Here is a 23,916-nt window from a genome sequence, read left to right as displayed (position 1 = left end):
AAAATGTGTAAAAAAATCAGTATTCGCAATAATTGTTTAATCTACATTTATTCACGGACCGGCCTTGCGGTTATAGCGCTGTGCATGCTTTGGGCCGTAAATCTCAAGCGGTGTAAGCTTATCCTGAAACATTATATAATTGTTTTGATAAAACTGTTTAAAATCAGGTGCACTAACCTGCCCCGGATAGGGCGCGTAATAATGCTCCGGCCCGTTATTACGCCAAATCAACAGGTACGAAATCTTATTGTTTTGAGATAATATAGGCCCCAGGGTTTCAGTCCACCAGTTGGCTACTGGTAAGCCCTGGTAGCCGGTTTCGGCAATACAAGTTAGTTTATGATGCTCATCAGCCACCTGCTGCAATAGTTTTAATTGGCGGTTCATATTGCGTTGGTATAATGCAGTGCTATCGAAGCAATAGCGATCAAACCCCATAAAATCAACATAATCATCGCCGGGGTAGCGTTCCAGCAGTTCCAATTCCTCATAAAAATCGGCGGCCGAGTATACCATGAGCAAGTTATGCAGCTTTTTGGTATTGCGCAGATAGTCTACCGTAAATCGCCACAACTCCTTAAACTCGTCGGGCGTGGCGGTGTAAATACCCCACCAAAACCACTCACCTGTTAATTCATGAAAAGGTCTGAACAAAATGGGAATAGGCTCACCATCGCGGCCATTAAGGGTGCTTATATATTTAGCAGCCTTGTCTAAGTAAGTTAGGTAGGTTTGATGAAAACTACCGCCCGGCAATAATTGATTAACCGTGGTGCCAACAGTATCCCAGGCCGACTTGCCATTTACTGGGTTGTGCATGTGCCAGCAAAAAGTGTTAACGCCTCCCCGCTCATAAGCTTCGCGCACCAACCGGCTTTGCGTTGCAAACGGTATGGCATTAATATCATAAGTACTATCTACTTCAATACCCGAAAGGTCCCAGCCGTAAACTGCGGGATAGCTGCCTGTAACGTTCTTTATGTCAGAGCTATCCTTTAAACGCCAATTTACACCATATGCTGTAGCATCATGATGACCAAACAACACCCCTGCACCGGTAAGCTTCCGCATACTGCTCAACAGCCACCGGGTTTCGGTTGTGGCCAGCGTATCTGCCGGAGCTTGCTGCTGGGCAACAGCAATTTGCATTATACTTAACAGCATGGTAATAAGTATGCAATGCCTTTTATTTATCATTACTTCAAATATGCTTATCAAAACAGTTTTTACAAAGCACTTACAAAGTTTTGCCAATACTTTGCTGTTATTTGGCGGTTAGTTGAAAATATGGTGTAATTTTACCAGCTTAATTAATGGATACACAAAATAGCACATCAGCAACGGAAGCGAAAGCAGTACCGTCTATATTTAAAGGCTTTACCCAGTTTTTTGTAGACGTTTACGACGTATTCCGCTTTATTGGTCGCTTTTTTAAGGAAGCCTTTGTGCCGCCTTACGAGTTCAGGGAACTGATTAAACAGTGCTGGGAAGTGGGCGTGCGTTCGTTATTGCTTATTACAGTAACCGGATTTATTGTAGGGCTGATTTTCACCAAACAGTCGCGTCCGTCACTGGTTCAGTTCGGGGCAACCTCGTGGATCCCATCATTGGTATCCATTGCGCTTATGCGGGCACTGGCACCATTAGTTACGGCCTTGATAAGCGCTGGCCGGGTGGGCTCCAGTATAGGAGCCGAACTGGGCTCTATGCGGGTAACCGAACAAATCGACGCAATGGAAGTATCGGGTACGCGCCCATTTAAATACCTGGTGTGCATCCGCACGCTGGCTACCACTATCAGTATTCCTATTTTGGCTATATATAACGGCTTGATTGCCATGCTGGGTGGTTATTTAAACGTAATGGTGAATGAAGGTACCAGCTTTAGCACTTACATACAGCAATTTTTTCAGCCACTCGGCTTTATTGATTTCGAATCATCCATCATCAAATCTATGGTGTTTGGCTTTACGATAGGCATTGTGGGCGCTTACAAAGGCTGGAACTCATCGAGCGGCACGTCGGGTGTGGGTAAGGCGGCTAACTCGGCCGTAGTAACAGCTATGTTTTTGGTGTTTATTGAAGAAGTAATTATAGTGCAGATAACCGGCTGGTTCCGCTAAGAATTTATGACATGGGCAAAGAAAATTCATCCATAAATTACAACGAAAAGGTAATCAGTATTAAAAGCCTTACTAAGTCGTTTGGCGATTACCACGTACTGCGTGGCGTTGACCTTGATCTATATAAGAATGAAAACCTGGTAGTACTTGGCCGTTCGGGTACCGGAAAATCGGTATTGATCAAGATTATTTCGGGCTTACTCCGCGCTGATGCAGGTTCGGTAAATGTACTGGGCAACGAGGTAACAACTATTACACCCAGGGAGTTAGAAGATTTACGCCGCCGCATAGGTTTCTCCTTTCAAAACAGTGCTTTATACGACAGTATGACTGTGCGCAAAAATCTTGAGTTTCCGCTGGTGCGTAACCAAAAAAATTTACGCCGCAGAGAGATCGATGAGATGGTGGAGCGGGTGCTGGAGGCGGTTGGTTTAAAGCAAACCATTAACCAGATGCCGGCCGAGTTATCGGGCGGTCAGCGTAAGCGTATAGGCATTGCCCGTACACTCATATTACGGCCCGAAATTATGCTGTATGATGAACCAACCGCTGGTTTAGATCCAATTACCTCAATGGAAATTAATAATTTGATTAACCGCGTTCAGGAGCGTTTCAATACATCATCTATTATTATAACGCACGATTTAACCTGTGCCAAGGCTACAGGCAACCGTGTAGCCATGTTACTGGATGGGCAGTTTCAGCGCCAGGGCAGCTTTGAAGAAGTGTTTACAAGCGAAGATGAACGGGTGAAACAATTTTACGACTATAACTTTATCAATTAAGATGGAATTAAAGGAAAATAAATATGCTTTTTGGGTGGGCTTGTTCATCGCCGTGGGTTTGGCTATTTTAGTGGTAGCCATATTTACGTTAGGTAACCAGCAAAAAAGCTTTGCTAAAGGCTTGCACTTAAAAGCGCGTTTTGATAACGTTTCGGGCTTAATTAAAGGCAACAACGTTTGGTTTTCGGGCGTTAAGGTAGGTACCATTAAAAACATATCGTTCACCGGCGTAAACCAGGTTGACGTAGAGTTTAATGTTGATCAGGCTATACAGCAGTTTGTTCACAGAGATGCGACTGCAGCTATAAGTTCCGAAGGCTTTATTGGCAACAAAATCATCACCATTGATGGCGGCAGCCCCTCTGCCCCTACCATTCAGGATGGCGATTTGTTAAATTCAAAAGGTATGCTCTCTACTGATGAGATCATGAAGACCTTCCAGAAAAACAACGAAAACCTGTTGGTTATCACCAACGATTTTAAAACGCTTAGCAAGAAATTGGTAGAAGGCAAAGGTTTAGCCGGCTCTTTACTGGCCGACTCAAGCCTAGCCATGCAATTTAGGGCCATGGTACAAAACCTGCAAACTACAACTGCACGTACCGCAACCATGGCCGATCAACTGAGCCGCTTTGGCAACAAAATGAACACTAAAGGCGGTTTGGCTGATAAAATGCTGACTGACACTGCTGTATTTGCCAAGTTGCAACAATCAGCTAACCAGTTACAGGAAGCAACTGCGAAGGCAAGTACTTTGACCGACAATTTGAACAAAGCCAGTAATAAGCTAAACACTAACGACAATGCGATTGGTGTTCTGCTGAATGATCAGCCAACGGCTAATCAATTAAAAAGCACTCTTGATTATCTTAACCAAAGCTCCATTAAGTTAAACGACGACCTTGAGGCCGTTCAGCACAACTTCCTGCTTCGCGGATTTTTCAAAAAACGTGATAAAGAGCGCGAAAAAGCAGCAGAAGTGCAGCAAAAAAAGTAAGCCGCTAAAAATATCATAACAAACTTGTTACTTAGGGCGCTAAACTTTATATAATGCCGAGGTAACATTTACTCTTGTTTTGCGTAATAGTAAAACAATACTTAAACCATAAGAAAACAAGAGCAAGTTATGTTAATTGATTACACCGGCAAAACTGTACTTATTACAGGTGGCTCAAGGGGCATAGGTAAGGCTTGCGCTCAATTGTTTGCATCACTCAACGCTGATGTTATTATCACTTATAACATTAACCATGACGAGGCCGAGCGCACACTGAGTGAGTTAGACCCACGTGGCAATCATGGCCTCTTTCAGTTAGATCAACGTCATCCTAAAAATGTAGAACGCTTTTTTACCAAGCTGCTTCAGCATTACCCCCGTATAGATGTTATTGTTAACAATGCCGGCGTATACCTTGAACATAAAATAGATGAGGTGAGCTATGCGCAATGGCTGCAGAGTTGGGAAGATACCATCAGCACCAACCTCAACGGCGTAGCCAACCTGTGCTTTTTTGCTTCAAGACATATGATTCAAAAAGGCGGCGGCAAAATCATTAATATTTCTTCACGAGGTGCATTTCGAGGCGAGCCCAACCATCCTGCCTATGCAGCCAGTAAAGCCGGGCTAAATGCCATGAGTCAGTCCTTAGCGGTAAGTTTGGCGCCGCATCACATCAGCGTTCATGTTATAGCGCCCGGTTTTGTAGAAACCGACATGACAGCCGAACTATTGAACAGCGAGGAAGGCATAGCCATTAAAAAACAAAGCCCATATAACCGTGTGGCCGAAACGCAGGAAGTTGCCCGTGTGGCTGCCGTATACGCTTCGCCAGGCTTTGAGTTTACTACCGCCGGCATAATCGACTTAAATGGCGCTTCCTATCTGCGCGCTTAAACTTCCTACTTTGTTGTTGCTCAATACGCCGAGTCATTCGGTCTTAAGATGACTCCTTCATGGGCGTTGGTAACACCATTGGCAAAGTCGTCTCCGTTAACAAAGAGCTTGTCATTATCAATTACAATACGGTGCCCGTTCACGCTAAAATCGCCTCTGACCATAAGCACCGGGTAAGCGTGCTGTGCGTCAATCTCGTTAACAATGTGACTCGATAACTCTTTATATTCATCTTCATCCAATTGTCGCACATCCAATACCGGCTCTTCATGGCCCGGGCGAAACAATTGAATACGTTTGTCACTTATGCGCGCTTCAGTGTTAGTTCCTGCATCGAGTTGGTTATCCTGAATATTGAAATTAACCCCGTCTGATGTGCCTATTTGGGCATCGATGCGCAAAACTTTATCGGGCGTATTATTACTGTGATGCTCGTAAAAGGATAAAATTTTTAAAAATTCTATCTTCTGATCTTCAGTGGCATAGCTTATTGTGCGCTCACCACTAATAAAAACATTGGTGGCGAAGATAAAGGCGTGTTTCATAATGCTGATTTAATTAATACTAACTAATTAAGTACCAATACACGCATTTGTTTTTAAGCAACCCAACAATACTGTTACAATATCTGCCGTAAAAATTGCTGAACCGCAAAGGAGGATAATTGTCCACCTGGCCCGTTAAGGTGATGATCGAACCCGTGAGTTGCCCAAGGCAACTGCAGCCAATAGTGCGGTACACCATTTTGCTTAAGTTTCTCGCTCAATCGGCGGCTATGCTCATAAGCTACCAGCACATCATTAGCACCGTGAATGATGAGCGTTGGCACACTTTGCACGCTAACATACCTTATAGGTGAGCTACCGGCATAATTTTGCGGAACTTTTGAATAATAGCCATCCAGATAATTAGCCATTACACCGCGCGAATCCATAATCAGCTTAGGTGCGGGCACTGAGTATCCCCAAACCATATCGGCGGGCCCGTAAAAATCTATTACCCCTTTAATGCCTTGCTGCTTAAGGGTGTAAGCCGCAAGTAAAGCTATTTGTGCACCGGCTGATCGGCCTAACAGGATGATCTTACCGGTATCAATCTGCAATTGGCAGGCATGTTTGCGTAAATAGGTTAATGCAGCCTTTACATCCTGCAAGGGGGCGGGGCTTTTCCAACGAGGGGCCAAACGATAGTTAATGCTGGCCACCTGATAGCCAGACTGAGATAACATAGCATTTAGTTCGGGCAGTTGCCGGCTATCGCCACTACTCCACGATCCGCCGTGTATAACTACTATGCACGGCCGCTTGCCTGTAGCATTGCTTTTGTAATAATCAAGCGTTAAAGAGGTGTCCGGATAGCTTACGTACTTTAACGTTTGGAAAGCAGATTGCGGATCTTTCCGAAAAAGCTTAGAAAAGGTAAAAGGCTTAAATGCGGAAGAAAATGTTTTTGCAGGCTTTCCGCAAAGTAAAAACGCCCGGTCTATATCGGCTTTTATATTGGTACCGACGTTATAAGCCTTTACTATAGGCAATAACAAAAGCGCCAGGGTAATTATTCCTGCGGCTGTACCTAACACCTGATATTTTTTAATCCACAAGCCGCTTAACAAAACCAGCACTGTAACGCCGATAAAAAGCAGCCCATACTCGCTTACTAGAATAGCCAGCATCCATAAGTGGTATGTAGGCGCTTTAAAGCAAGTAAGCAGTGATGCAAAAAAAAGTAAGATTAATACAATAAGGCGTAGCATAATGATAAGAGCCAAAGCCTAAACACTGGCAAATTGTTTAAGTAAGGATAAAACAATCCTGTTACATGCCTTTGGCTTCGTTGAAAACCTTTGTTTTTATGGCATTAAGATTCTCCACCATGAACAAATACCTGCTTGGCTTACCAATTGATTTCACCCAACCTCGCCTTTGCTTAGCGGTACATTGCCAGGCTATACTTACTTCCAGTCCTCACTGTTTTTCCGCTCCCTCGTTTGGGACATCATTGGGCAACCTTTCAAGCCAAGCGTTCTTAACCATTCTGTTAAAATGCTTAAGCCTTGGCCAAAGTGTAATGCGTGGCAACACTAAACCGCTTCTTTACCTAAACGACTGTTTTTGTAGCCGTAGGTAAAATAGATCACCAAACCTATCACCAGCCAGATCAGGAAACGCAGCCAGTTAATGTAGCCCAATTCCGTCATTAAATAAAAGCAACTTAACAAGCCCAACACGGGTATCAATGAAAGATTTTTAACGAAAGAAAGCACCGCTAATGCGGCTGATAAGATAATGAACAACAGAAACGGAAAGCGTTCATGACTATTCTCTTCAGCAAACATGGCCATCATAGGTTTCCAAAAGAATATCATACCGGCTATGAACAGAATTGGCACAATCCATTTAGCGTTCACATAGGGAATGCGAAACTTACCCTTTACAGCTTCGGTTTTGGGCAGCAACAACACGCCCCCACATACCAGCACAAAAGCAAACAGGGTTCCTATACTGGTTAAGTCGGTCACTTCAGTTAAATTCATGAACAAAGCAGGTATAGCCACCACAAAACCGGTTACAACAGTAGCAAATGAAGGTGTTTGAAATTTGGGATGTATACGCGAAAAAGCTTTTGGCAATAAACCATCACGGCTCATGCTCATCCATATACGCGGTTGCCCCATCTGGAAGATGAGCAACACACTCGCGGTGGCTATTACTGCACTAACGGATATCACGTAACTAATGTTGGTTAAACCCACTCTTGCAAATACAAATGCCAGCGGATCGCCAACCTGCAACTCTTTGTAACTAACCATACCGGTAAGCACCAGCGCAATAAGTACATACAAAACAGTGCATACAATAAGGGAGTAAATCATCCCCTTTGGTAAGTCGCGCTGTGGGTTCTCACATTCCTCGGCAGTGGTAGAAATGGCATCAAAACCTATATAGGCAAAAAATACGCCCGATACGCCTTTCATCATCCCGCTAAAGCCATTAGGCATAAAGGGGTGCCAGTTGGCTGGTGTAACGTAAAAAAAGCCTAAAACAATTACAGCAATCACCACGCCTACTTTGAGCAGTACCATGGCGTTGGTTACTTTTTTGGTTTCGCGTATACCAATGTATACGAGGTAGGTAATCAGCACTACAATTAGTAAAGCCGGCAGGTTTGCTACAAATTTTATTCCGCCTATGCCGGGCGCTGTGCTCCAGGCAAGGGCTTCGGCTTTAATACGTTCCGTTATTTCGGCAGCATGGCCGGATGCTGTTAGCTGCTGCAACTGTTCGTACCCCTTAAAGGCCGAAAAGTAGTCCATAGTGAGATAACGGGGCAAATGAATGTGAAAACCTTCGAGCAGGTTTACAAAGTATTCGCTCCATGATATAGCAACCGCAATGTTACCAATGGCATATTCCATCAATAAATCCCAGCCAATAATCCAGGCTATTAATTCACCAAAAGAAGCATAAGCATAGGTATAGGCGCTGCCAGCTACCGGTATACGTGAAGCAAACTCAGCATAGCACATGGCCGAAAAGCCACAGGTAATTGCCGTAAGTATGAACAGAATGCTAACTCCTGGTCCGCCGTTAAACGAGGCGGTGCCTATGGTTGAGAATATACCGGCGCCCACTACAGCAGCAATACCCATCAGGGTTAAATCTTTTACACGGAGTTCTTTTTTGAGGTGTGTGCCTGAGTGTTCGCTGTCGCTAAAGCCGCTTTGCACATCGGCCAGAATTTTATCAAGGGATTTTTTGCGAAATATACTTTTCGACATGTACGTTAAATAGTTTGCAGTACCAAACATAACCAAATTTTATGTGATTAGTTATATTGTGCTTAATTTGTAACATGAACGCCCGCATTACCGATGTTTTACACCAGATAAGACTATTCTTTTTACCATATTTAGCTGTATTAGTTACTTGTTTAATAATCAAGATTAACTATACCCGCGAAGAGATCTATTTTTCCCTAAACGCGTTACACAGCAACATCGGCGATTATATCTTTCCCTACGCTACCCACTTAGGCGAATTTTATATGGTACTCATCATAACTTTTATTATGCTTTGCCATAGTTACCGTAAAACGCTTTTAGTAGCTAGTAGCTTCGCCATTAGCGGTATACTGGTACAGATTGTAAAACACATTTATCATGCGCCACGGCCTGTGGTATACTTCGAAAAACAATTGAGCACCATTCACTTTGTAAAGGGCATTAACATGTTGCATAACAACAGTTTTCCTTCCGGCCATACGGTTACGGCATTTTCTGCAGCGGTAGTGCTGTCCTATGTGGCAGTAAACAAACGTTACGGCTTTATCTTTTTGTTGTTTGCTATGTCGGTTGCCTATTCGCGCATGTACTTGAGTCAGCATTTTTTTGAAGACGTTACAGCTGGTTCTATATTGGGCACCTTTAGCACTATTATGTGGATAACCTGGCTGGATAATAGGCCATTTATGCATTCACAAGGTTGGAGCAGGGGTATATTAAAAAGAAAATGATCGTGTTATCCCAATAAATAGCTATTGCAATCGTCGCCCCGAAATTATAACCATAAAAAAAGCCTGCTTATGAGCAGGCTTTTTTTATGGTTATAATGTATTAAATCACACGATTGATGGTAACCGTTTCGGGGTCGGTAAGCATGAGCGGTACCTTTTCTACCGTTACAAAGCTCAGGTCTAAGCCAAAGCCGCGTTCTTCAGATATACTCACCTTTTTAAGCTGGCTATATGCGGCCATAATAATGCGCTCGTAAAAAGACAGGTTATGTGAGCGCGAAAGCACTTTTTCAATTACCACAAATCTAAAGTCGCCCACAATTTTACGCTTGCTCAGAGATTCATACCTGCTGGTGATATCCACCTCGCCGTTCTTAACCAAGTCTTCTACTACTTTGCGGAATAAGAGGTTTATTTGCTGCCCTACCCTAAAGCCCAGTTTAAAGTCGATACGGATTAGTTTGTTTGGCACTAAAAAGTCCACTTCGTAATCGCGGGTATACGGCTCATCCATAACGTCAACATGCACCAACCAGTACACATCGGCACGTTTAGGTTGCTTTTGCAGTATAGAGTAAATAATCTTCGACTCGAGCTCGGAGTTAAAATTGGCGCTGGTAAGGTAAACTAATTGCGAGGCATACTTAGGTACCGATTCGTCTTCACTCAGCTCTTTTAAGATATCATAGTAGTCTTCAACTTCAACAAACTTAACATAGCGGTTACGGATTTTACGGGCAGTGTGCCAGGTCCACATTACGCCGAAGAGCACCACACCTATAGTTACGGTAAACCAGCCGCCAGCAGCAAACCGACCCAAATTTCCGTATAGAAAAGTACCTTCAACCAGTACGTAAACCACCAGGAACAAATTGATCAGATAGGATGGCACCTTACGTCTTCTCAAAAATTTAGACACTAAAATGGTAGTCATGAGCATGGCAATTGTGATGCTTAAACCGTATGCAGCTTCCATCTTTTTAGACTCCTGGAAAAGCAACACCACGCCAACACAGCCCGCTAATAAAATCCAGTTTATGCTGGGCACGTATAATTGTCCCTTTTGCTCAGACGGATAATTGATTTTTACTTTAGGCCACAAGTTTAAACGCACCGCCTCGGCAATAAGCGTATATGACCCCGAAATTAATGCCTGACTAGCGATAATAGCCGCTATAGTAGCTATACCGATACCAAATATCAAGAACCATTCGGGCATTATTTGATAGAACGGATTCAGTTTATCCAGATCAAGCTTTTGCCCGTTGTGTTGCAGTAACCATACGGCCTGCCCCAGGTAATTGATAATTAAACAGCTTTTTACATATACCCAACTCGCCCTGATATTTTTACGACCGCAATGGCCAAGGTCTGAATACAAAGCCTCAGCCCCGGTTGTACACAAAAACACCCCACCTAATATGGCAAAAGCAGCCGGATCGGTGGTTAATATATGGTAAGCGTAGTAAGGGTTTAGTGCCTTCACTACCGATGGCATCTCCACAATGTAATTAACACCAAGTACACCAATCATGGTAAACCATATAAACATCATTGGACCGAAAGCCTTACCCACTAAGGAGGTACCAAACTGCTGGATAAAAAACAAGAAAGCAATAATGGCAATAACCACGCTCATGGTGGGCAAATGAGGATACCGGGTGTGCAGCCCCTCAATAGCCGAAGATATGGTAATTGGTGGTGTAATAATACCATCTGCGAGCAGAGCGCAGCCACCAACTATGGCCGGTATAATAAGCCATTTGGCACGCCGGCGTACTAAAGAGAATAGAGAAAATATGCCGCCCTCGCCTTTATTATCAGCCTGAAGCGTGATCATGACATACTTTATAGTGGTTTGCAGTGTGAGCGTCCAGAAGATACACGAGACGCCGCCTAATACCAGTGCTTCTGAAATTGGTTCTTCCCCTACAATTGCTTTAAAAACGTATAAAGGTGATGTACCAATATCGCCATAAACAATTCCTAAACTGATAAGCAACCCGGCGGCTGTCAGTTTTTGCAGATCTTTATTGTGTGATGACACTTTTAGAATGAATAAAATTATAAAATTCAGAACATGCGCAGAATAACGCATAACAGGCTGTCACCTGTTTAAAATCAACTGATTAGTAGCATAACCAGCCAAATCAATTTTTGTTAAAAATTGTTAAAAAATGTATATGTACTTTTTACACTGTAACGATTAACTTGATTTATTAGTACCTTTGTAATTGAATGTAAATATGGGGCAAAGATATACTTTTAATCATTTATGGATAATATTAATTGCTTCGGCAATGGCCATAAACTTTGCCTTTGCTGCGGGGCCCGGTAAGGACACGCGGCGCGACACTATTTATGTGCGTAAACCAAAGGTTAATCAAAAAAGTTCTTACCTTAAAAATGGCATCAGCGTCGCTTCAATGCCACAGGTAAAGCCGTCGCCTTACTCAAACATAAAGCCGAGCGTACAAACCAATACCGATAAGCTGCTCAGCAATGTGCAGATATACCCAGTTACCGTAACCGATCAGATAACACTGAAATACATGTTATCGCGCAACAGCAACGTAACAATTAAAATTATGGATGTGTTAGGCAACAATGTGGCTACTTTGTTTTCTGACAGGGTGGAATCTGGCGAAAAGACCTTTGTTCATAACATTGCTACAAACAGGTTAACCAGTGGTTTTTACTTTTTACGGGTAATGGTAGGCACCGAATCGGTGATAAAGCGTATTACGATACTGTAAAGCTTTTTACATTCTTATTAGGCGCTCAATTTGCTGCCCAAACATGCCTTTTCTTAAAGCAGGTATTGCAAAAAAATCTTTTTACAGGTAAGAAAAAGAACAAGCGCTTTACCAGGCGTGTGCGTGGTACACGATAGCTGTAAGGCTTTTTACATTTACGGCAATGAGGTACTCTCTCTTCCATTTTTAAGGGATCATAACTTCCATAAGAAAAGCGTTGACTGGTTGCTCTAAATATATAAAATCATTAAAACTTATGCTTGAACTTTAAGTTATTATTTCTGTTACTTGAAAGTTACATGGCGCAACAACTTAAATTATTGTGTAAATAATATAGATTTGGCCTTGTACACACTATTTTGCTATGAAGATAATTGCCATTGGCCGCAACTACGCCGAACACGCTAAAGAACTGAATAACCCTGTGCCTACTACGCCGGTAATATTTATGAAACCGGACACTGCACTGCTTAAAGACAATAAGCCTTTTTATCATCCGGAATTTTCGCAGGATGTACACCACGAGATTGAACTGGTATTGAAGGTAAGCAAAGAAGGCAGGCACATCAGCGAAAAATTTGCAGGCGATTATTTTGACGAAATAGGTTTGGGAATTGACTTCACCGCCCGCGACATACAAAGCCGTCATAAAGAGAAGGGCTTGCCATGGGAACTGGCCAAAGGGTTTGACCACTCTGCACCTATCAGTAACTTTTTACCCAAAAGCCAGTTTGCCGACTTATATAACATCAATTTAAAACTTGATGTAAACGGGCAAACACGCCAGGACGGTAACACCAAAGACCTGCTGTTTTCTTTTGAGCGGCTAATTGCTTTTGTATCTCAATACATTACCCTTAAAAAAGGCGACTTGATCTTTACCGGTACCCCAGAAGGTGTAGCTGCCGTTAAACCGGGAGACCACCTGGAAGGTTACCTGGAAGGACAAAAACTACTCGATTTTCACGTTAAATAAGCTGATGCTAAAAAATATTATTTGTTTGCTGGGAGGCATAGCTATGTTCACATGTAGCCATGCGCAAGATATTGTAAAAAGTAAAACTTACCCCTTGGGTGCGTTTCAGTACCCGCTCGATTTACCGCCAAGTACGGCTGGCTCCTTTGGTGAATTGCGTGCCAATCACTTTCATTCTGGGCTCGATTTCAGGACCAACCGCCGAATAGGCTACCCTGTTCATGCTGCCATGTATGGTTACGTGTCGCGTTTGCGTGTGCAACTAGGCGGCTTTGGAAATGCGGTTTATTTAACTCACCCTAACGGCTATACAACGGTTTACGGCCACCTCGATCACCTGACACCTGAACTGGCCAAGGCTGTGCGTCAGTACCAGTATGAGCACCAAACTTATGAGGCCGATTTCAGGCTGCAGCCATTTCAATTCCCGGTTACTAAAGGGCAGCTTATTGCCATATCGGGCAATACCGGCGCATCAGGCGGGCCACACCTGCACTTTGAAATACGCGATTCGTTAACCGAAGAAACTGTTAATCCTCAACTGTTTGGCTTAACCATCCCTGATAATATTCCGCCGGCAATTAACAGCATTACTTTATATCATCTTAATGGCCACCCTTTTAGCGAAAACACCTTGCGCCAGTATTATGACGTATCAGGTGCTGGCGGCAACTACCGCTTAACCAAACCGCAAACACTGTTTTTAAGTGGCGATATAGGCTTCGGTATAACCGCTTACGATCAGAACAGCTCATCGGTTAACCGCAATGGCTTTTACTCACTACAGCTAAAGGTTGACGGCCGTACAGTGTATACGTTTGCAGTTGAACGTTTTGCATTTGACCAAACACATGCTATTAACGGCTATATCGACTATCCGCAATACATCAAAGCCAGGCGCTGGATACAGAAATGTTTTGTGCCGCCGGGCAGCCATATTTCACTTTATCCGCAGTCAGAAAACCGGGGCGTTGTCAGCTTCCGCGACACTTTGCTGCACGATGTGGAATATGTGGTTAAGGATATAGCCGGCAATACTTCTACCCTGAAGCTTAAAGTACAATCCAGCATTGCTAAGGACAGGCCGGTGGTTAATTACACCGGTACCCGTTTCCGGTACGATCAGCGTAACGAGTTTAATAGCGGCCCGCTTAAAGTGGTAGTTTCTCCCGGCAATTTATATGATGATGTGGATTTTCAGTACAGTCTGCTACCGCAAAAGCCGGGCACATACTCGGCCACACACCGTGTACACAACCGGCTCACCCCTATTCATCTTAACTATGACTTGTGGATAAAGCCAGATGCCAGCATTGGCAGCCTGGCTAATAAAGCAGTAATCGTAAACGCCATGGGCGGCTCAGTGGGCGGCATTTACCAGGATGGCTATGTTAAAGCTAAACCAGCTTCATTTGGCGACTTTTATATACGGGTTGATACCGTTGCACCGGTAATAACTCCAATTAACATTCGCAATGGCAGTAACCTGGCTGGTGTACGCAGTATTGCCTTGCGCACAAGCGACAACCTCTCTGGCGTAAAAACCGTGGTGGGCAAGATTGACGGTAAATGGATTTTGCTGGAACAGGATTATAAAACCCGCGTTTTTAGATATACCTTTGACGAAAGCATCACGGCAGGTAAACATACTTTTGAGGTAACCGTTACCGACCAAAAAGATAATGTATCGCAATACGCGGCAGCATTCAACCGATAAGTAACCTATATTTATATGGCAACATTAAACGAAGGTGATAAAGCACCTAATTTTACCGCTAAAGACCAGAACGGCAAAACCGTATCATTAGCCGACTATAAGGGCAAAACCGTAGTACTCTATTTTTATCCTAAAGATGATACCCCGGGCTGTACGGCCGAAGCCTGCGATTTTAGAGACAATTACCAGTTCCTTTCAACACAAGGTTATGAAGTTATCGGCGTTAGCACCGATGACGAAAAATCGCACAAAAAGTTTGAGACCAAGTATAACCTGCCGTTTACGCTTATTGCCGACGCCGACCAGCAAATTGTAAACAATTATGGCGTTTGGGTTGAAAAGAACATGTATGGCAAAAAGTATATGGGTACCCAGCGCACCACTTTTATTATAAACCCTGAGGGGGTTATAAGTCATATCATTAGTAAAGTTGACACCAAGAATTCATCGCAGCAAATACTGGATTTGCTCAAGGCATAAGGCTATTATAAAAACATTTAATATCTTTAATTCTGTTATAGTTAAAACAGTTTTGTATTAAACCTATTACAATTCCATCCATCCAATAGAAAGAACAATAGATGTCAGCATCCGTTAGCGATACCGAGATACTCAGCAAGTTTCAGGACGAAAAAACCCGGAACGAAGCTTTTAACTTACTGCTGAGCAAGTACCAGCAGAAAATATATTGGCACGTGCGCCGCATGGTAATTGACCATGACGACGCCGATGACCTGGTGCAGGACGTGTTTATTAAAATATGGAAGAACCTGCCCGGCTTTAGGAGCGATGCCCAGCTTTACACCTGGATGTATCGTATTGCCACGAATGAGTGCATTACGTTCTTAAATAAAAAGAAACAGAAAAATAACATACCGCTGGATGATGTATCTTATGAGCTGGCCGAGTCATTAGCCGACTCAACTTACTTAAGTGGCGACAAAGTACAGTTAAAGCTGCAACAGGCTTTACTTACCCTGCCCGACAAACAGCGGTTAGTGTTTAATATGAAGTATTATGATGATATGAAGTACGAGGAAATGTCTGAAGTATTGGGAACCAGTGTAGGTGCGCTAAAAGCATCGTTCCACCTGGCAGTGAAAAAGATTGAGGCGCATTTACTCTCACACGATTAATTTTCATTTTTACATTAAACCTTATTGTTTTATTTTCATCAAACGTAGGATATGGAAATCGATATAGAACATAAAGACTGGCATGAGGACGACTCATGGCGCCAAAAGTTACCGACAGGTAACCCTTTTAGCGTGCCTGCCGGATACTTTGATGACTTGAGCGAGCGGATTATATCGGGTGTACATTTAGAAGAAATTAAGCAAGCCGATGCTTTAGGAGGTTTTACCTTACCTGGAAACTATTTTACTGAATTAAGCACCAACATACAAAGCCGCATTGCCATTGAAGAAGCAATGGCTGCAGAAGGCGAGAGTTTCGCGGTTCCGAAGAATTATTTTAATGAGCTGAGCAGCAATATACAAAGTCGTATTGCCTTAGAAGAAGCGGTGGGTGAAACCGCAGAAAGCTTCACCGTACCGCAAGGCTATTTTGACGAGCTGAGCAGCAACGTACAAAGCCGCATAGCTATGGAAGAAGCTCTGGCGGGTCAGACTGAAGAGTTTGCCGTTCCTGAAGGGTACTTTGAAAGTTTAAGCAGTAATATACAAAGCCGCATAACTATTGAGGAAACTGTAAGCGCTGACAGCAATGCTTATGCTGTGCCCGATGGTTACTTTAATCAGTTACAGCAAAGCATTTTAAGCCAAACAGCTCAAAAGCCGGAAACCAAAGTGGTTCAAATGCCATCAAGAGGCAATGTTATAAGAAAACTGGTATCAACAGCGGCATTTAAGTATGCATCTGCTGCATGTTTTGCTATCATTGTAGGATTGGCTGTTTACATGAAACAGGCCTCATTACCATCTGCAGCTCAAAACCATACATTTATGCATGAGCAATTACAAGATGTATCAACCGATGTATTGGAGAACTACCTGGAAAACCAGGCAGATGCCACCCAAACAGAACGCACCGTTATAGCTGACGGTTCGCAGCTTGATGACGACGCACTAAGAGCCGCTATTCAGGATTATGTGGACGCCCAATAAAAGATTTTGAAATGAATAACTTTGTTAAATATATAATAGTTACCCTGCTTATTGTTGCCGGAGCTAAGGCTTATAGCCAGCCCCCGGCTTCGTTCAGGAACAGTAAGGGTAATTTTTCTCCTTATAAAAAGATCGAAACTGCCAGGGAGAACTACATTGACAGGCAGCTGGACCTATCTGACGATGAGTCAGTTAAATTTTGGCCGCTTTATCGGCAGTACAGCCAGGAAATAACCAGCGTGCGTAAGCTGAAACGCCAAAACATGCTGAATAACCGTTCAAAAGACCAAATTGATAAGGATTTGCTTTATGATCAGCAACTGGTTGATATCAAACGTAAGTACACACAGGAGTTTTCAAAGATATTACCGCAGGCCAAAGTGAATCTTGTCTTTCGGAGCGAAAGCGAGTTTAGAGATGAGCTTATAAAAATTTACCGCGAACGCGGAACACCAGATTGAGATTAGTTGATAAAGGCACATGCAAAGTCTGTTTCAATAGTTAGCTATTGCGAGCCGATTATCAAACTACTTAACCAAAAAATACAAAAGGCCTTACACGGAAAGTGTAAGGCCTTTTGTATTTTTGCCCCATGTTAACCCTCCGCCAGCTGTTTTTAGCAAATAACGCTCAAACCACCGATTTTCCGCTTCTACTGGAGTTTGAACGTGCGCAAGGAGTTTATCTGTACAATGCAGAGGGCAAACCATACCTGGACCTTATATCGGGCATTGGTGTGAGTAACATTGGCCATGGCAATGCGCAGGTTATTGAGGCTATCAAAAATCAGTTGGATAAATATATGCACCTAATGGTATATGGTGAATACGTACAAACCCCACAGGTACGTTTCGCCGAAAAGCTTACCTCCCTCCTGCCCGAAAGTTTGCAGTCGGTATACTTTACCAACTCGGGAGCCGAAGCGATTGAGGGCGCCATGAAACTGGCTAAACGCTATACTGGCCGTAACCAGATCATTGCCTGCCATAACGCTTACCACGGCAGTACGCAAGGTGCACTGAGCATAATGGGTAACGAGGATTTTAAACAAGCCTACAGGCCCTTACTGCCCGGCATACAATTTATTAATTTCAATAGCCTTAACGATCTGGATCTCATTACCAGTGAGACAGCCTGCGTGGTGATAGAGACCATACAGGGCGAGGCAGGCATACGCGTACCTAATGCAGCATACATGCTGGCCCTGCGTAACCGCTGCACCAAAACAGGCACGCTATTGATACTCGATGAAAACCAAACAGCCTTTGGCCGTACCGGAAAGCTGTTTGCTTTTGAGCATTTTGGCATCATACCCGACATTTTGGTGCTTGGCAAAGCCCTGGGTGGCGGGATGCCGCTGGGCGCTTTCATTGCCTCGAATGAAGTAATGGGAGCCCTGAAAAACAATCCTATTCTGGGGCATATCACCACATTTGGCGGGCACCCGGTGTGCTGTGCATCCGGACTGGCATCTTTAGAGGTTTTATTAAATGAAAACCTGATTGAACAAGTTGCCGCCAAAGAAGCGCTGTTTAAACAATTACTGGTACACCCTGCCATTAAACAGATACGCGGAAAAGGGCTGATGCTGGCTGCCGAACTGGACAGCTTTGAACTTAATAAAGCCATCATTGATCATTGTATTGAGCAGGGCATTATTATCGACTGGTTTTTACATTGCAGCAATTCCATGCGCATTGCTCCTCCTCTTATTATCACTTCTGAACAAATTAAAGAAGCCTGTGCTACAATAATTCAGGCCATAAACATATTTGCGGTATAGTTGACTTTGTAAATTACAACGTAAGCTAAGACTTGCGCACATTTGGTTATGCAACTGCTTAACTAAACAAACCACATCCGTTTCTTTTAAGTCATACGGCTTAGTGTACGTAAAACACTAAAATTGGAACATTTTGGTACAATTTGTGCGATATATAGCATGATATTATTCTATACGGGCTATAGCCCTGAATATGCAGTATCGATGAGCGGCCATTGCCCTGTTTTATAGTCAAAGTGTATATTACTGCATTACTTTATCTGTTTCAACATAATATTAACGGTTAACACCAGATACTTTTATATAAAATGAAAATAGCGTACATCTCCACCTATCCTCCCCGCGAGTGCGGAATTGCTACATTCAATCAAAACCTGATGCGTGCAATCAGCGCCAACTTTCCTAACCGCGAATCACTTGTTGACGGCGGTTATGTTGTTGCGGTTAATGATTCGGAAAGTCTGCAGGAATATGAATATCCACAGGAGGTAAAGTATGTTATAAGACAGAACCACCAAAAGGATTATATCCGTGCAGCAAATTACATTAACACCAGTACTGCTGATGTTTGTATTATGGAGCATGAATTTGGTATTTACGGCGGCGAAAGCGGTATTTATATACTGCCATTGCTTAATCGTTTAGAAAAACCGCTAATTTCAATCTTACATACCGTATTACGCGAGCCTAGCTACGCACAAAGGATCATCATTCGTGAAATTGCTGAGCAATCGGCCAAAATTATAGTGATGAGTAAACGTGCTGTTGAGTTTTTAACCACTATTTACGATATACCGGCCGAAAAAATACAAATTATTGAACACGGTGTGCCTGATCTGGAAGCGCCTATGCTAAATCCGGTTAAAGGGCTTACCGCATTTAAAAACAGAAAAGTGCTTTTAACCTTCGGTTTAATTAGCCGTAACAAAGGGTTGGAAGTGGTAGTAAAAGCTTTGCCCAAAATTGTGGCCAAGCACCCCGATGTAATGTATGTTGTGTTAGGAAATACTCACCCGGGCGTTGTAAAGCACTCTGGCGAGGAATACCGCGATTACTTAAAAAGCCTAGCTGCTCAGCTAAAGGTATCAAACCACTTAAGCTTTATTAACAAGTTTGTGGCCGAGGAAGAATTGATTGACTACCTAACAGCTGCGACTGTTTATGTTACGCCATATCATAACGAGGCGCAAATTACCAGCGGTACTTTATCTTACGCTGTAGGTGCGGGCGCTGCTGTGGTATCAACTCCTTACTGGCATGCTACCGAGCTGCTGGCCGATGGCCGCGGCTGCCTGTTTGATTTTAAAGATGCAGACGCACTTGCCGACACCGTTAACGAGTTACTTGACGATGAAGCCAAATGGAACGAAATTAAACAAAATGCTTACGAATACGGCCTGCACTTACGTTGGCCGGTAGTTGGCGCCGAATATATAAGAGTTGCACAAGAGGCCAGCAGCCGTCATGATTTTAGAGATAAGATACTGCGTAACAGTATTGTTGACCCCGAAATTATGCCTGCCTTTAACCTGGCCCACGTATTACGCTTAACTGATGATACTGGTATTGTACAGCATGCTAAATACGGAATACCTAATTTAAAGGAAGGATATTGCCTAGATGATAACGCCCGTGCTTTAATTATGGCACTGATGGCTTATCAGCGTAATAAAAGCCCCGAGGCTTTCAGGTTATTGCCAATATACCTCAGCTACATCCATTACATGCAGACCGATGATGGCAACTTCCGTAATTTCCTGAGCTTTGACCGTCGCTATTTGGATGAGGTTGGTTCAGAGGATTCATTTGGGCGTACTATTTGGGCACTGGGGCACCTGATTGGTTGCGCAGCACACAATTCATACCGCGAGTTTGCCATGGAGCTTTTTCATCGCTCATTCCCGCACTTTCAAAAGCTGCAGCACATTAGGGGCATGGCTAACACCATTATTGGGATATGCTTGTACTTAAAGGCTGTGCCTACCGATGAAGGCATGATGAATGAGCTCAACAGGCTTACTGCTCCGTTAATAGAGGCTTACGAAAAGACTGCTAGCCCGGAGTGGCAATGGTTTGAAGAGGTAATGACTTATGACAATGCTATTTTACCGTTAGCACTATTACATTCGTACGAAATAACCAGTAACGAAAAGGTTAAGGAGATTGCCCTTGAATCGATGGCCTTTTTAGATAAGCTTACTTTATCAAACGGCTATTTAAGCCCTATTGGTAATGATGGCTGGTACTACCGGGGAGGCACCTTCCCTACTTTTGATCAACAAGCTATTGAGACCATGGCTATGGTACTAATGTATTTCCAAGCTTATGAAACCTTACGCAAGCCCGAATACATTGAAAAAATGTTCTTGAGCTACAAATGGTTTCTTGGAGAAAATACCTTGCGCGCACCATTGTATGACCATGAAACTAAGGGTTGCTGCGATGGCTTGATGCCTACCGGTATTAACCGTAACCAGGGTGCGGAAAGTACACTTGCTTATATGATATCGCACCTTACCGTATTAAAAGCGTTTGAACTGGAGTACGAGTATAACAAGTTTGGGCAGAAAGCTGAAGTTTGCTAAATGAGGGTTGCCGTTTTATCACCCGTTGCATGGCGCACACCGCCAAGGCATTATGGGCCATGGGAACAAGTAGCCTCTAACATAGCCGAGGGACTGGTAGCAAAAGGCGTGGAAGTCACCTTATTTGCAACCGGCGATTCTATAACTGCAGGCAAACTTGATGCTGTTTGTTCTACAGGTTACGAGGAAGACCGTAACCAGGAAGCCAAGGTGCTTGAGTGCCTGCACATCAGCAACCTGATGGAAAAGGCCGGGCAATTTGATTTAATACACAACAACTTTGACTTTTTGCCACTAACCTACTCCGGGCTTATTAAAACACCGGTGATAACCACCATACACGGTTTTTCATCACAGCGTATTATACCGGTTTATAAAAAGTACAACGCTACGTCACATTACGTATCTATAAGTAATGCCGACCGTAGCCCTGAATTGAATTATTTGGCTACAGTTTATAACGGATTAAATACCTCAGACTTTGCCTTTAGCCCAAAGGCAGAAGATTACCTGATGTATTTTGGCCGTATACACCATGACAAAGGCACTGCCGAGGCAATTGAAATAGCGCTTAAAAGCAATAGAAAACTTTTGATAGCAGGCATTATACAAGATGCCGGGTATTATCGTGAAAAAGTAGAACCATTTATTGATAATGAGCAGATTGTATACGTGGGCCACGCCGGACCAGAAGAACGCAATGCGCTTTTAGGTAAAGCGGCTGCACTGTTACATCCCATTAATTTTAACGAACCGTTTGGTATGAGCGTGGCCGAAGCGATGCTTTGTGGTACACCAGTCATAGCTTTCAGCAAAGGGTCGATGCCTGAGCTAATTAAACACGAACAAACCGGCTTTTTAGTAAATACTATAGATGAAGCTGTGAAAGCCGTATCAAACCTTAACACCATTAACCGGCAAGATTGCAGGAATTGGGCAGGTGATCAGTTCTCGAGTGAGAAAATGGTAAACGATTACTATAGCCTGTATGAGAAGATTTTGAACGTGTAGCGCGTAACTTCTTGGTATCCCAAAATAAAGCCCGCCATTGGCAGGCTTTATTTTTAACACTAGTCCGCAGAATTCGCAATTGTACACAAAGCAGAAAGGCTAACCATGAGGTTAGCCTTTCTGCTTTATCAATGATGTGAATTACACACCATCCTCTTTTAGCTTGTTCAGCAATGTTTTCAAATCTACCTCAGCAAATGATGAGGAATAATCAGACAAACCGTAAGGAATAATTAGTTTATCGTTATGAACTATTGAACCGCACGAATAAATAACGTTAGGAACATAACCTTCACGCTCATCGTTGTTAGGCGTCAATAGTGGTTCCTTAAGGCGGCCAATCTCTATTGCCGGATCATCCAGTTTAAGTAAGCTGGCACCTAAAACATATTTACGCATAGGACCTACGCCGTGGGTAATCACCAACCAACCGTCCTCTGTCTCAATAGGCGAACCGCAGTTACCTATCTGGATAAACTCCCAGCTAAACTTAGGCTTTTGCAATACCTCTGGCTTTTCCCAGATGTTTATTTTATCTGAGTACATAATGTAATTGTTGCAGCCATCAATACGCGACATCATAACATACTTACCGTTTATTTTACGCGGAAACAGGGCCAGATTTTTATTTTGTGCGCCTGCACCATAAAGCGGCATGATACGGAAGTTTATAAAATCGTTAGTTTGCAACAATTTTGGCATAATCAGCGCCCCATCATAAGCGGTGTAAGTGGCATAGTACGACCAGCTCCCATCGTCGTTTATAAACTTTACAAAACGGGCGTCCTCAATACCCTTACGTTCATACTCCGAAATAGGGAAGATAACGCGGTCGGATATATCGGTATCCAGTGAGAAAACGATCTCATAATAAGAATCGGCCAGCCAAAGCACTTTATCATACTCTAGTTTGCGCATATCATCATGCTGCAGGCTTTGCGAATCCTGAATTAACCGGCGCAAATTAGTGTACTCAAAATGATGATCCAGCTTTTCTTCGAGCTCCTTCAGTACATCAACATTAATTTGCGTTGTAGTTGCCTTTTCGAAAAACAGCTTTTTATTGTAAACCGCATTACGAACAATCTCGGCCTCATCAATATAATTACCAGCTGGCATCACGGTAATATTATTGTTTTTATCAAAAAGTGCGCGGCGGAAAGTAATGGACGAAATATGGCCCTCACCTACTGCCCTAAAACTAATAATTACCCGACGCTCACCTGCTTCCAAATCACTTTGGTCGGGGTCTTCAATAATAGATGGGTTAAAAAATGCTGCCGACTCAATAGAATACTCATGCGTAAAGTACGAGCCTATCAATAACTTACGGTATACGCTTAACGAGTCGAAATCGATTTCCAACTCGGTAAACAGGTGCTTGAGCTTGGCACAATGCCGGTTAAGCACACGGGTTATGTTACGGTGACGACTGGAATACTCTTGCAGCAGCGGAGAGATGAGGCTAAACACCCTTTCTTCATCCACCTCCATTACACGTTGTATTACATCTTTTGAACGTTCGTTACCATTAAAAAAGAATCGGGCAATAACACGCTTCGGATCAGGATTTACTTTAACAGCCTTACGCTCGATGGAAAGTCTCATATGGGGAATAATATATTATATCAGTAGTATATTGGCTAAA

The 23,916-nt window shown here is 43.2% G+C and carries 21 protein-coding genes; 15 read left to right on the top strand and 6 right to left on the bottom strand.

Annotated elements, in window-relative coordinates; translation table 11 throughout:
* Positions 1-51: 51 nt before the first annotated feature.
* Positions 52-1,164 (bottom strand): glycosyl hydrolase, encoded by a 1,113-nt coding sequence (locus ABDD95_RS06835; RefSeq protein WP_345951161.1) that lies wholly within the window; start codon positions 1,162-1,164, stop codon positions 52-54.
* A 149-nt stretch (positions 1,165-1,313) separates the two neighbouring features.
* Between ABDD95_RS06835 and ABDD95_RS06830 the strand changes: the two genes are divergently transcribed.
* The 4 genes from ABDD95_RS06830 (at position 1,314) to ABDD95_RS06815 (ending at position 4,802) form a co-directional block, all read left to right on the top strand.
* Positions 1,314-2,123, top strand: coding sequence for an ABC transporter permease (locus tag ABDD95_RS06830; RefSeq protein WP_345951160.1), 810 nt, complete (start codon positions 1,314-1,316; stop codon positions 2,121-2,123).
* An 11-nt stretch (positions 2,124-2,134) separates the two neighbouring features.
* Positions 2,135-2,908: an ATP-binding cassette domain-containing protein gene (locus ABDD95_RS06825; RefSeq protein WP_345951159.1), complete on the top strand. Its 774-nt coding sequence runs from the start codon at positions 2,135-2,137 to the stop codon at positions 2,906-2,908.
* Position 2,909: 1 nt separating this feature from the next.
* A complete protein-coding gene (locus tag ABDD95_RS06820; RefSeq protein ID WP_345951158.1) occupies positions 2,910-3,905 on the top strand; it encodes an MlaD family protein in 996 nt (331 codons plus the stop codon).
* Positions 3,906-4,034: 129 nt separating this feature from the next.
* Entirely contained in the window at positions 4,035-4,802 is a 768-nt protein-coding gene (locus ABDD95_RS06815; protein WP_345951157.1) for an SDR family oxidoreductase, read from the top strand.
* 20 nt (positions 4,803-4,822) lie between these two features.
* Here the strand turns inward: ABDD95_RS06815 and ABDD95_RS06810 are convergent, their stop codons facing one another.
* From ABDD95_RS06810 to ABDD95_RS06800, 3 genes are all read right to left on the bottom strand, one after another.
* Positions 4,823-5,347, bottom strand: a complete 525-nt coding sequence (locus ABDD95_RS06810) for a hypothetical protein (protein ID WP_345951156.1) — start codon at positions 5,345-5,347, stop codon at positions 4,823-4,825.
* Between the two features lie 74 nt (positions 5,348-5,421).
* Positions 5,422-6,474 carry an alpha/beta hydrolase gene (locus ABDD95_RS06805; RefSeq protein ID WP_345951155.1) on the bottom strand — a complete coding sequence of 351 codons (1,053 nt, stop codon included), beginning with the start codon at positions 6,472-6,474 and terminating at the stop codon, positions 5,422-5,424.
* A 408-nt stretch (positions 6,475-6,882) separates the two neighbouring features.
* Positions 6,883-8,580, bottom strand: a complete 1,698-nt coding sequence (locus ABDD95_RS06800; protein ID WP_345951154.1) for an amino acid permease — start codon at positions 8,578-8,580, stop codon at positions 6,883-6,885.
* Positions 8,581-8,654: 74 nt separating this feature from the next.
* Between ABDD95_RS06800 and ABDD95_RS06795 the strand changes: the two genes are divergently transcribed.
* Entirely contained in the window at positions 8,655-9,314 is a 660-nt protein-coding gene (locus tag ABDD95_RS06795) for a phosphatase PAP2 family protein (RefSeq protein WP_345951153.1), read from the top strand.
* Between the two features lie 100 nt (positions 9,315-9,414).
* On the opposite strand, the gene ABDD95_RS06790 is transcribed toward ABDD95_RS06795, so the two are convergent.
* Positions 9,415-11,361 carry a KUP/HAK/KT family potassium transporter gene (locus ABDD95_RS06790; RefSeq protein WP_345951152.1) on the bottom strand — a complete coding sequence of 649 codons (1,947 nt, stop codon included), beginning with the start codon at positions 11,359-11,361 and terminating at the stop codon, positions 9,415-9,417.
* Between the two features lie 199 nt (positions 11,362-11,560).
* Here ABDD95_RS06790 and ABDD95_RS06785 point away from each other — a divergent pair, with 199 nt between their 5' ends.
* The 10 genes from ABDD95_RS06785 to ABDD95_RS06740 all read left to right on the top strand — a co-directional run bounded on the left by ABDD95_RS06785 (position 11,561) and on the right by ABDD95_RS06740 (position 22,268).
* A complete protein-coding gene (locus ABDD95_RS06785) occupies positions 11,561-12,070 on the top strand; it encodes a T9SS type A sorting domain-containing protein (RefSeq protein WP_345951151.1) in 510 nt (169 codons plus the stop codon).
* A 364-nt stretch (positions 12,071-12,434) separates the two neighbouring features.
* Positions 12,435-13,046 (top strand): fumarylacetoacetate hydrolase family protein, encoded by a 612-nt coding sequence (locus ABDD95_RS06780; protein WP_345951150.1) that lies wholly within the window; start codon positions 12,435-12,437, stop codon positions 13,044-13,046.
* 4 nt (positions 13,047-13,050) lie between these two features.
* Positions 13,051-14,763, top strand: a complete 1,713-nt coding sequence (locus ABDD95_RS06775; protein ID WP_345951149.1) for a peptidoglycan DD-metalloendopeptidase family protein — start codon at positions 13,051-13,053, stop codon at positions 14,761-14,763.
* 15 nt (positions 14,764-14,778) lie between these two features.
* On the top strand, positions 14,779-15,243 hold the full coding sequence (gene bcp, locus ABDD95_RS06770; RefSeq protein WP_345951148.1) for a thioredoxin-dependent thiol peroxidase: 465 nt from the start codon (positions 14,779-14,781) through the stop codon (positions 15,241-15,243).
* A 101-nt stretch (positions 15,244-15,344) separates the two neighbouring features.
* Positions 15,345-15,899: a sigma-70 family RNA polymerase sigma factor gene (locus ABDD95_RS06765; RefSeq protein WP_345951147.1), complete on the top strand. Its 555-nt coding sequence runs from the start codon at positions 15,345-15,347 to the stop codon at positions 15,897-15,899.
* Between the two features lie 51 nt (positions 15,900-15,950).
* Entirely contained in the window at positions 15,951-16,889 is a 939-nt protein-coding gene (locus ABDD95_RS06760; RefSeq protein ID WP_345951146.1) for a hypothetical protein, read from the top strand.
* Between the two features lie 11 nt (positions 16,890-16,900).
* Positions 16,901-17,350, top strand: a complete 450-nt coding sequence (locus ABDD95_RS06755) for a hypothetical protein (RefSeq protein ID WP_345951145.1) — start codon at positions 16,901-16,903, stop codon at positions 17,348-17,350.
* A 131-nt stretch (positions 17,351-17,481) separates the two neighbouring features.
* Positions 17,482-18,672 carry an aspartate aminotransferase family protein gene (locus ABDD95_RS06750; RefSeq protein WP_345951144.1) on the top strand — a complete coding sequence of 397 codons (1,191 nt, stop codon included), beginning with the start codon at positions 17,482-17,484 and terminating at the stop codon, positions 18,670-18,672.
* A 308-nt stretch (positions 18,673-18,980) separates the two neighbouring features.
* On the top strand, positions 18,981-21,257 hold the full coding sequence (locus ABDD95_RS06745) for a glycosyltransferase family 4 protein (protein ID WP_345951143.1): 2,277 nt from the start codon (positions 18,981-18,983) through the stop codon (positions 21,255-21,257).
* The gene (locus ABDD95_RS06740) at positions 21,258-22,268 is read left to right on the top strand and encodes a glycosyltransferase family 4 protein (protein WP_345951142.1); all 1,011 of its coding nucleotides are present in this window, start codon (positions 21,258-21,260) and stop codon (positions 22,266-22,268) included.
* A gap of 141 nt (positions 22,269-22,409) precedes the next feature.
* On the opposite strand, the gene ABDD95_RS06735 is transcribed toward ABDD95_RS06740, so the two are convergent.
* On the bottom strand, positions 22,410-23,876 hold the full coding sequence (locus tag ABDD95_RS06735; RefSeq protein ID WP_345951141.1) for a glycoside hydrolase family 130 protein: 1,467 nt from the start codon (positions 23,874-23,876) through the stop codon (positions 22,410-22,412).
* Positions 23,877-23,916: the final 40 nt, after the last annotated feature.

This window comes from Mucilaginibacter sp. PAMB04274, assembly GCF_039634385.2.
Classification (GTDB): domain Bacteria; phylum Bacteroidota; class Bacteroidia; order Sphingobacteriales; family Sphingobacteriaceae; genus Mucilaginibacter.
Note: the sequence above shows the minus strand (reverse complement) of the source record. Positions and strands in the feature narration are given on the sequence as shown.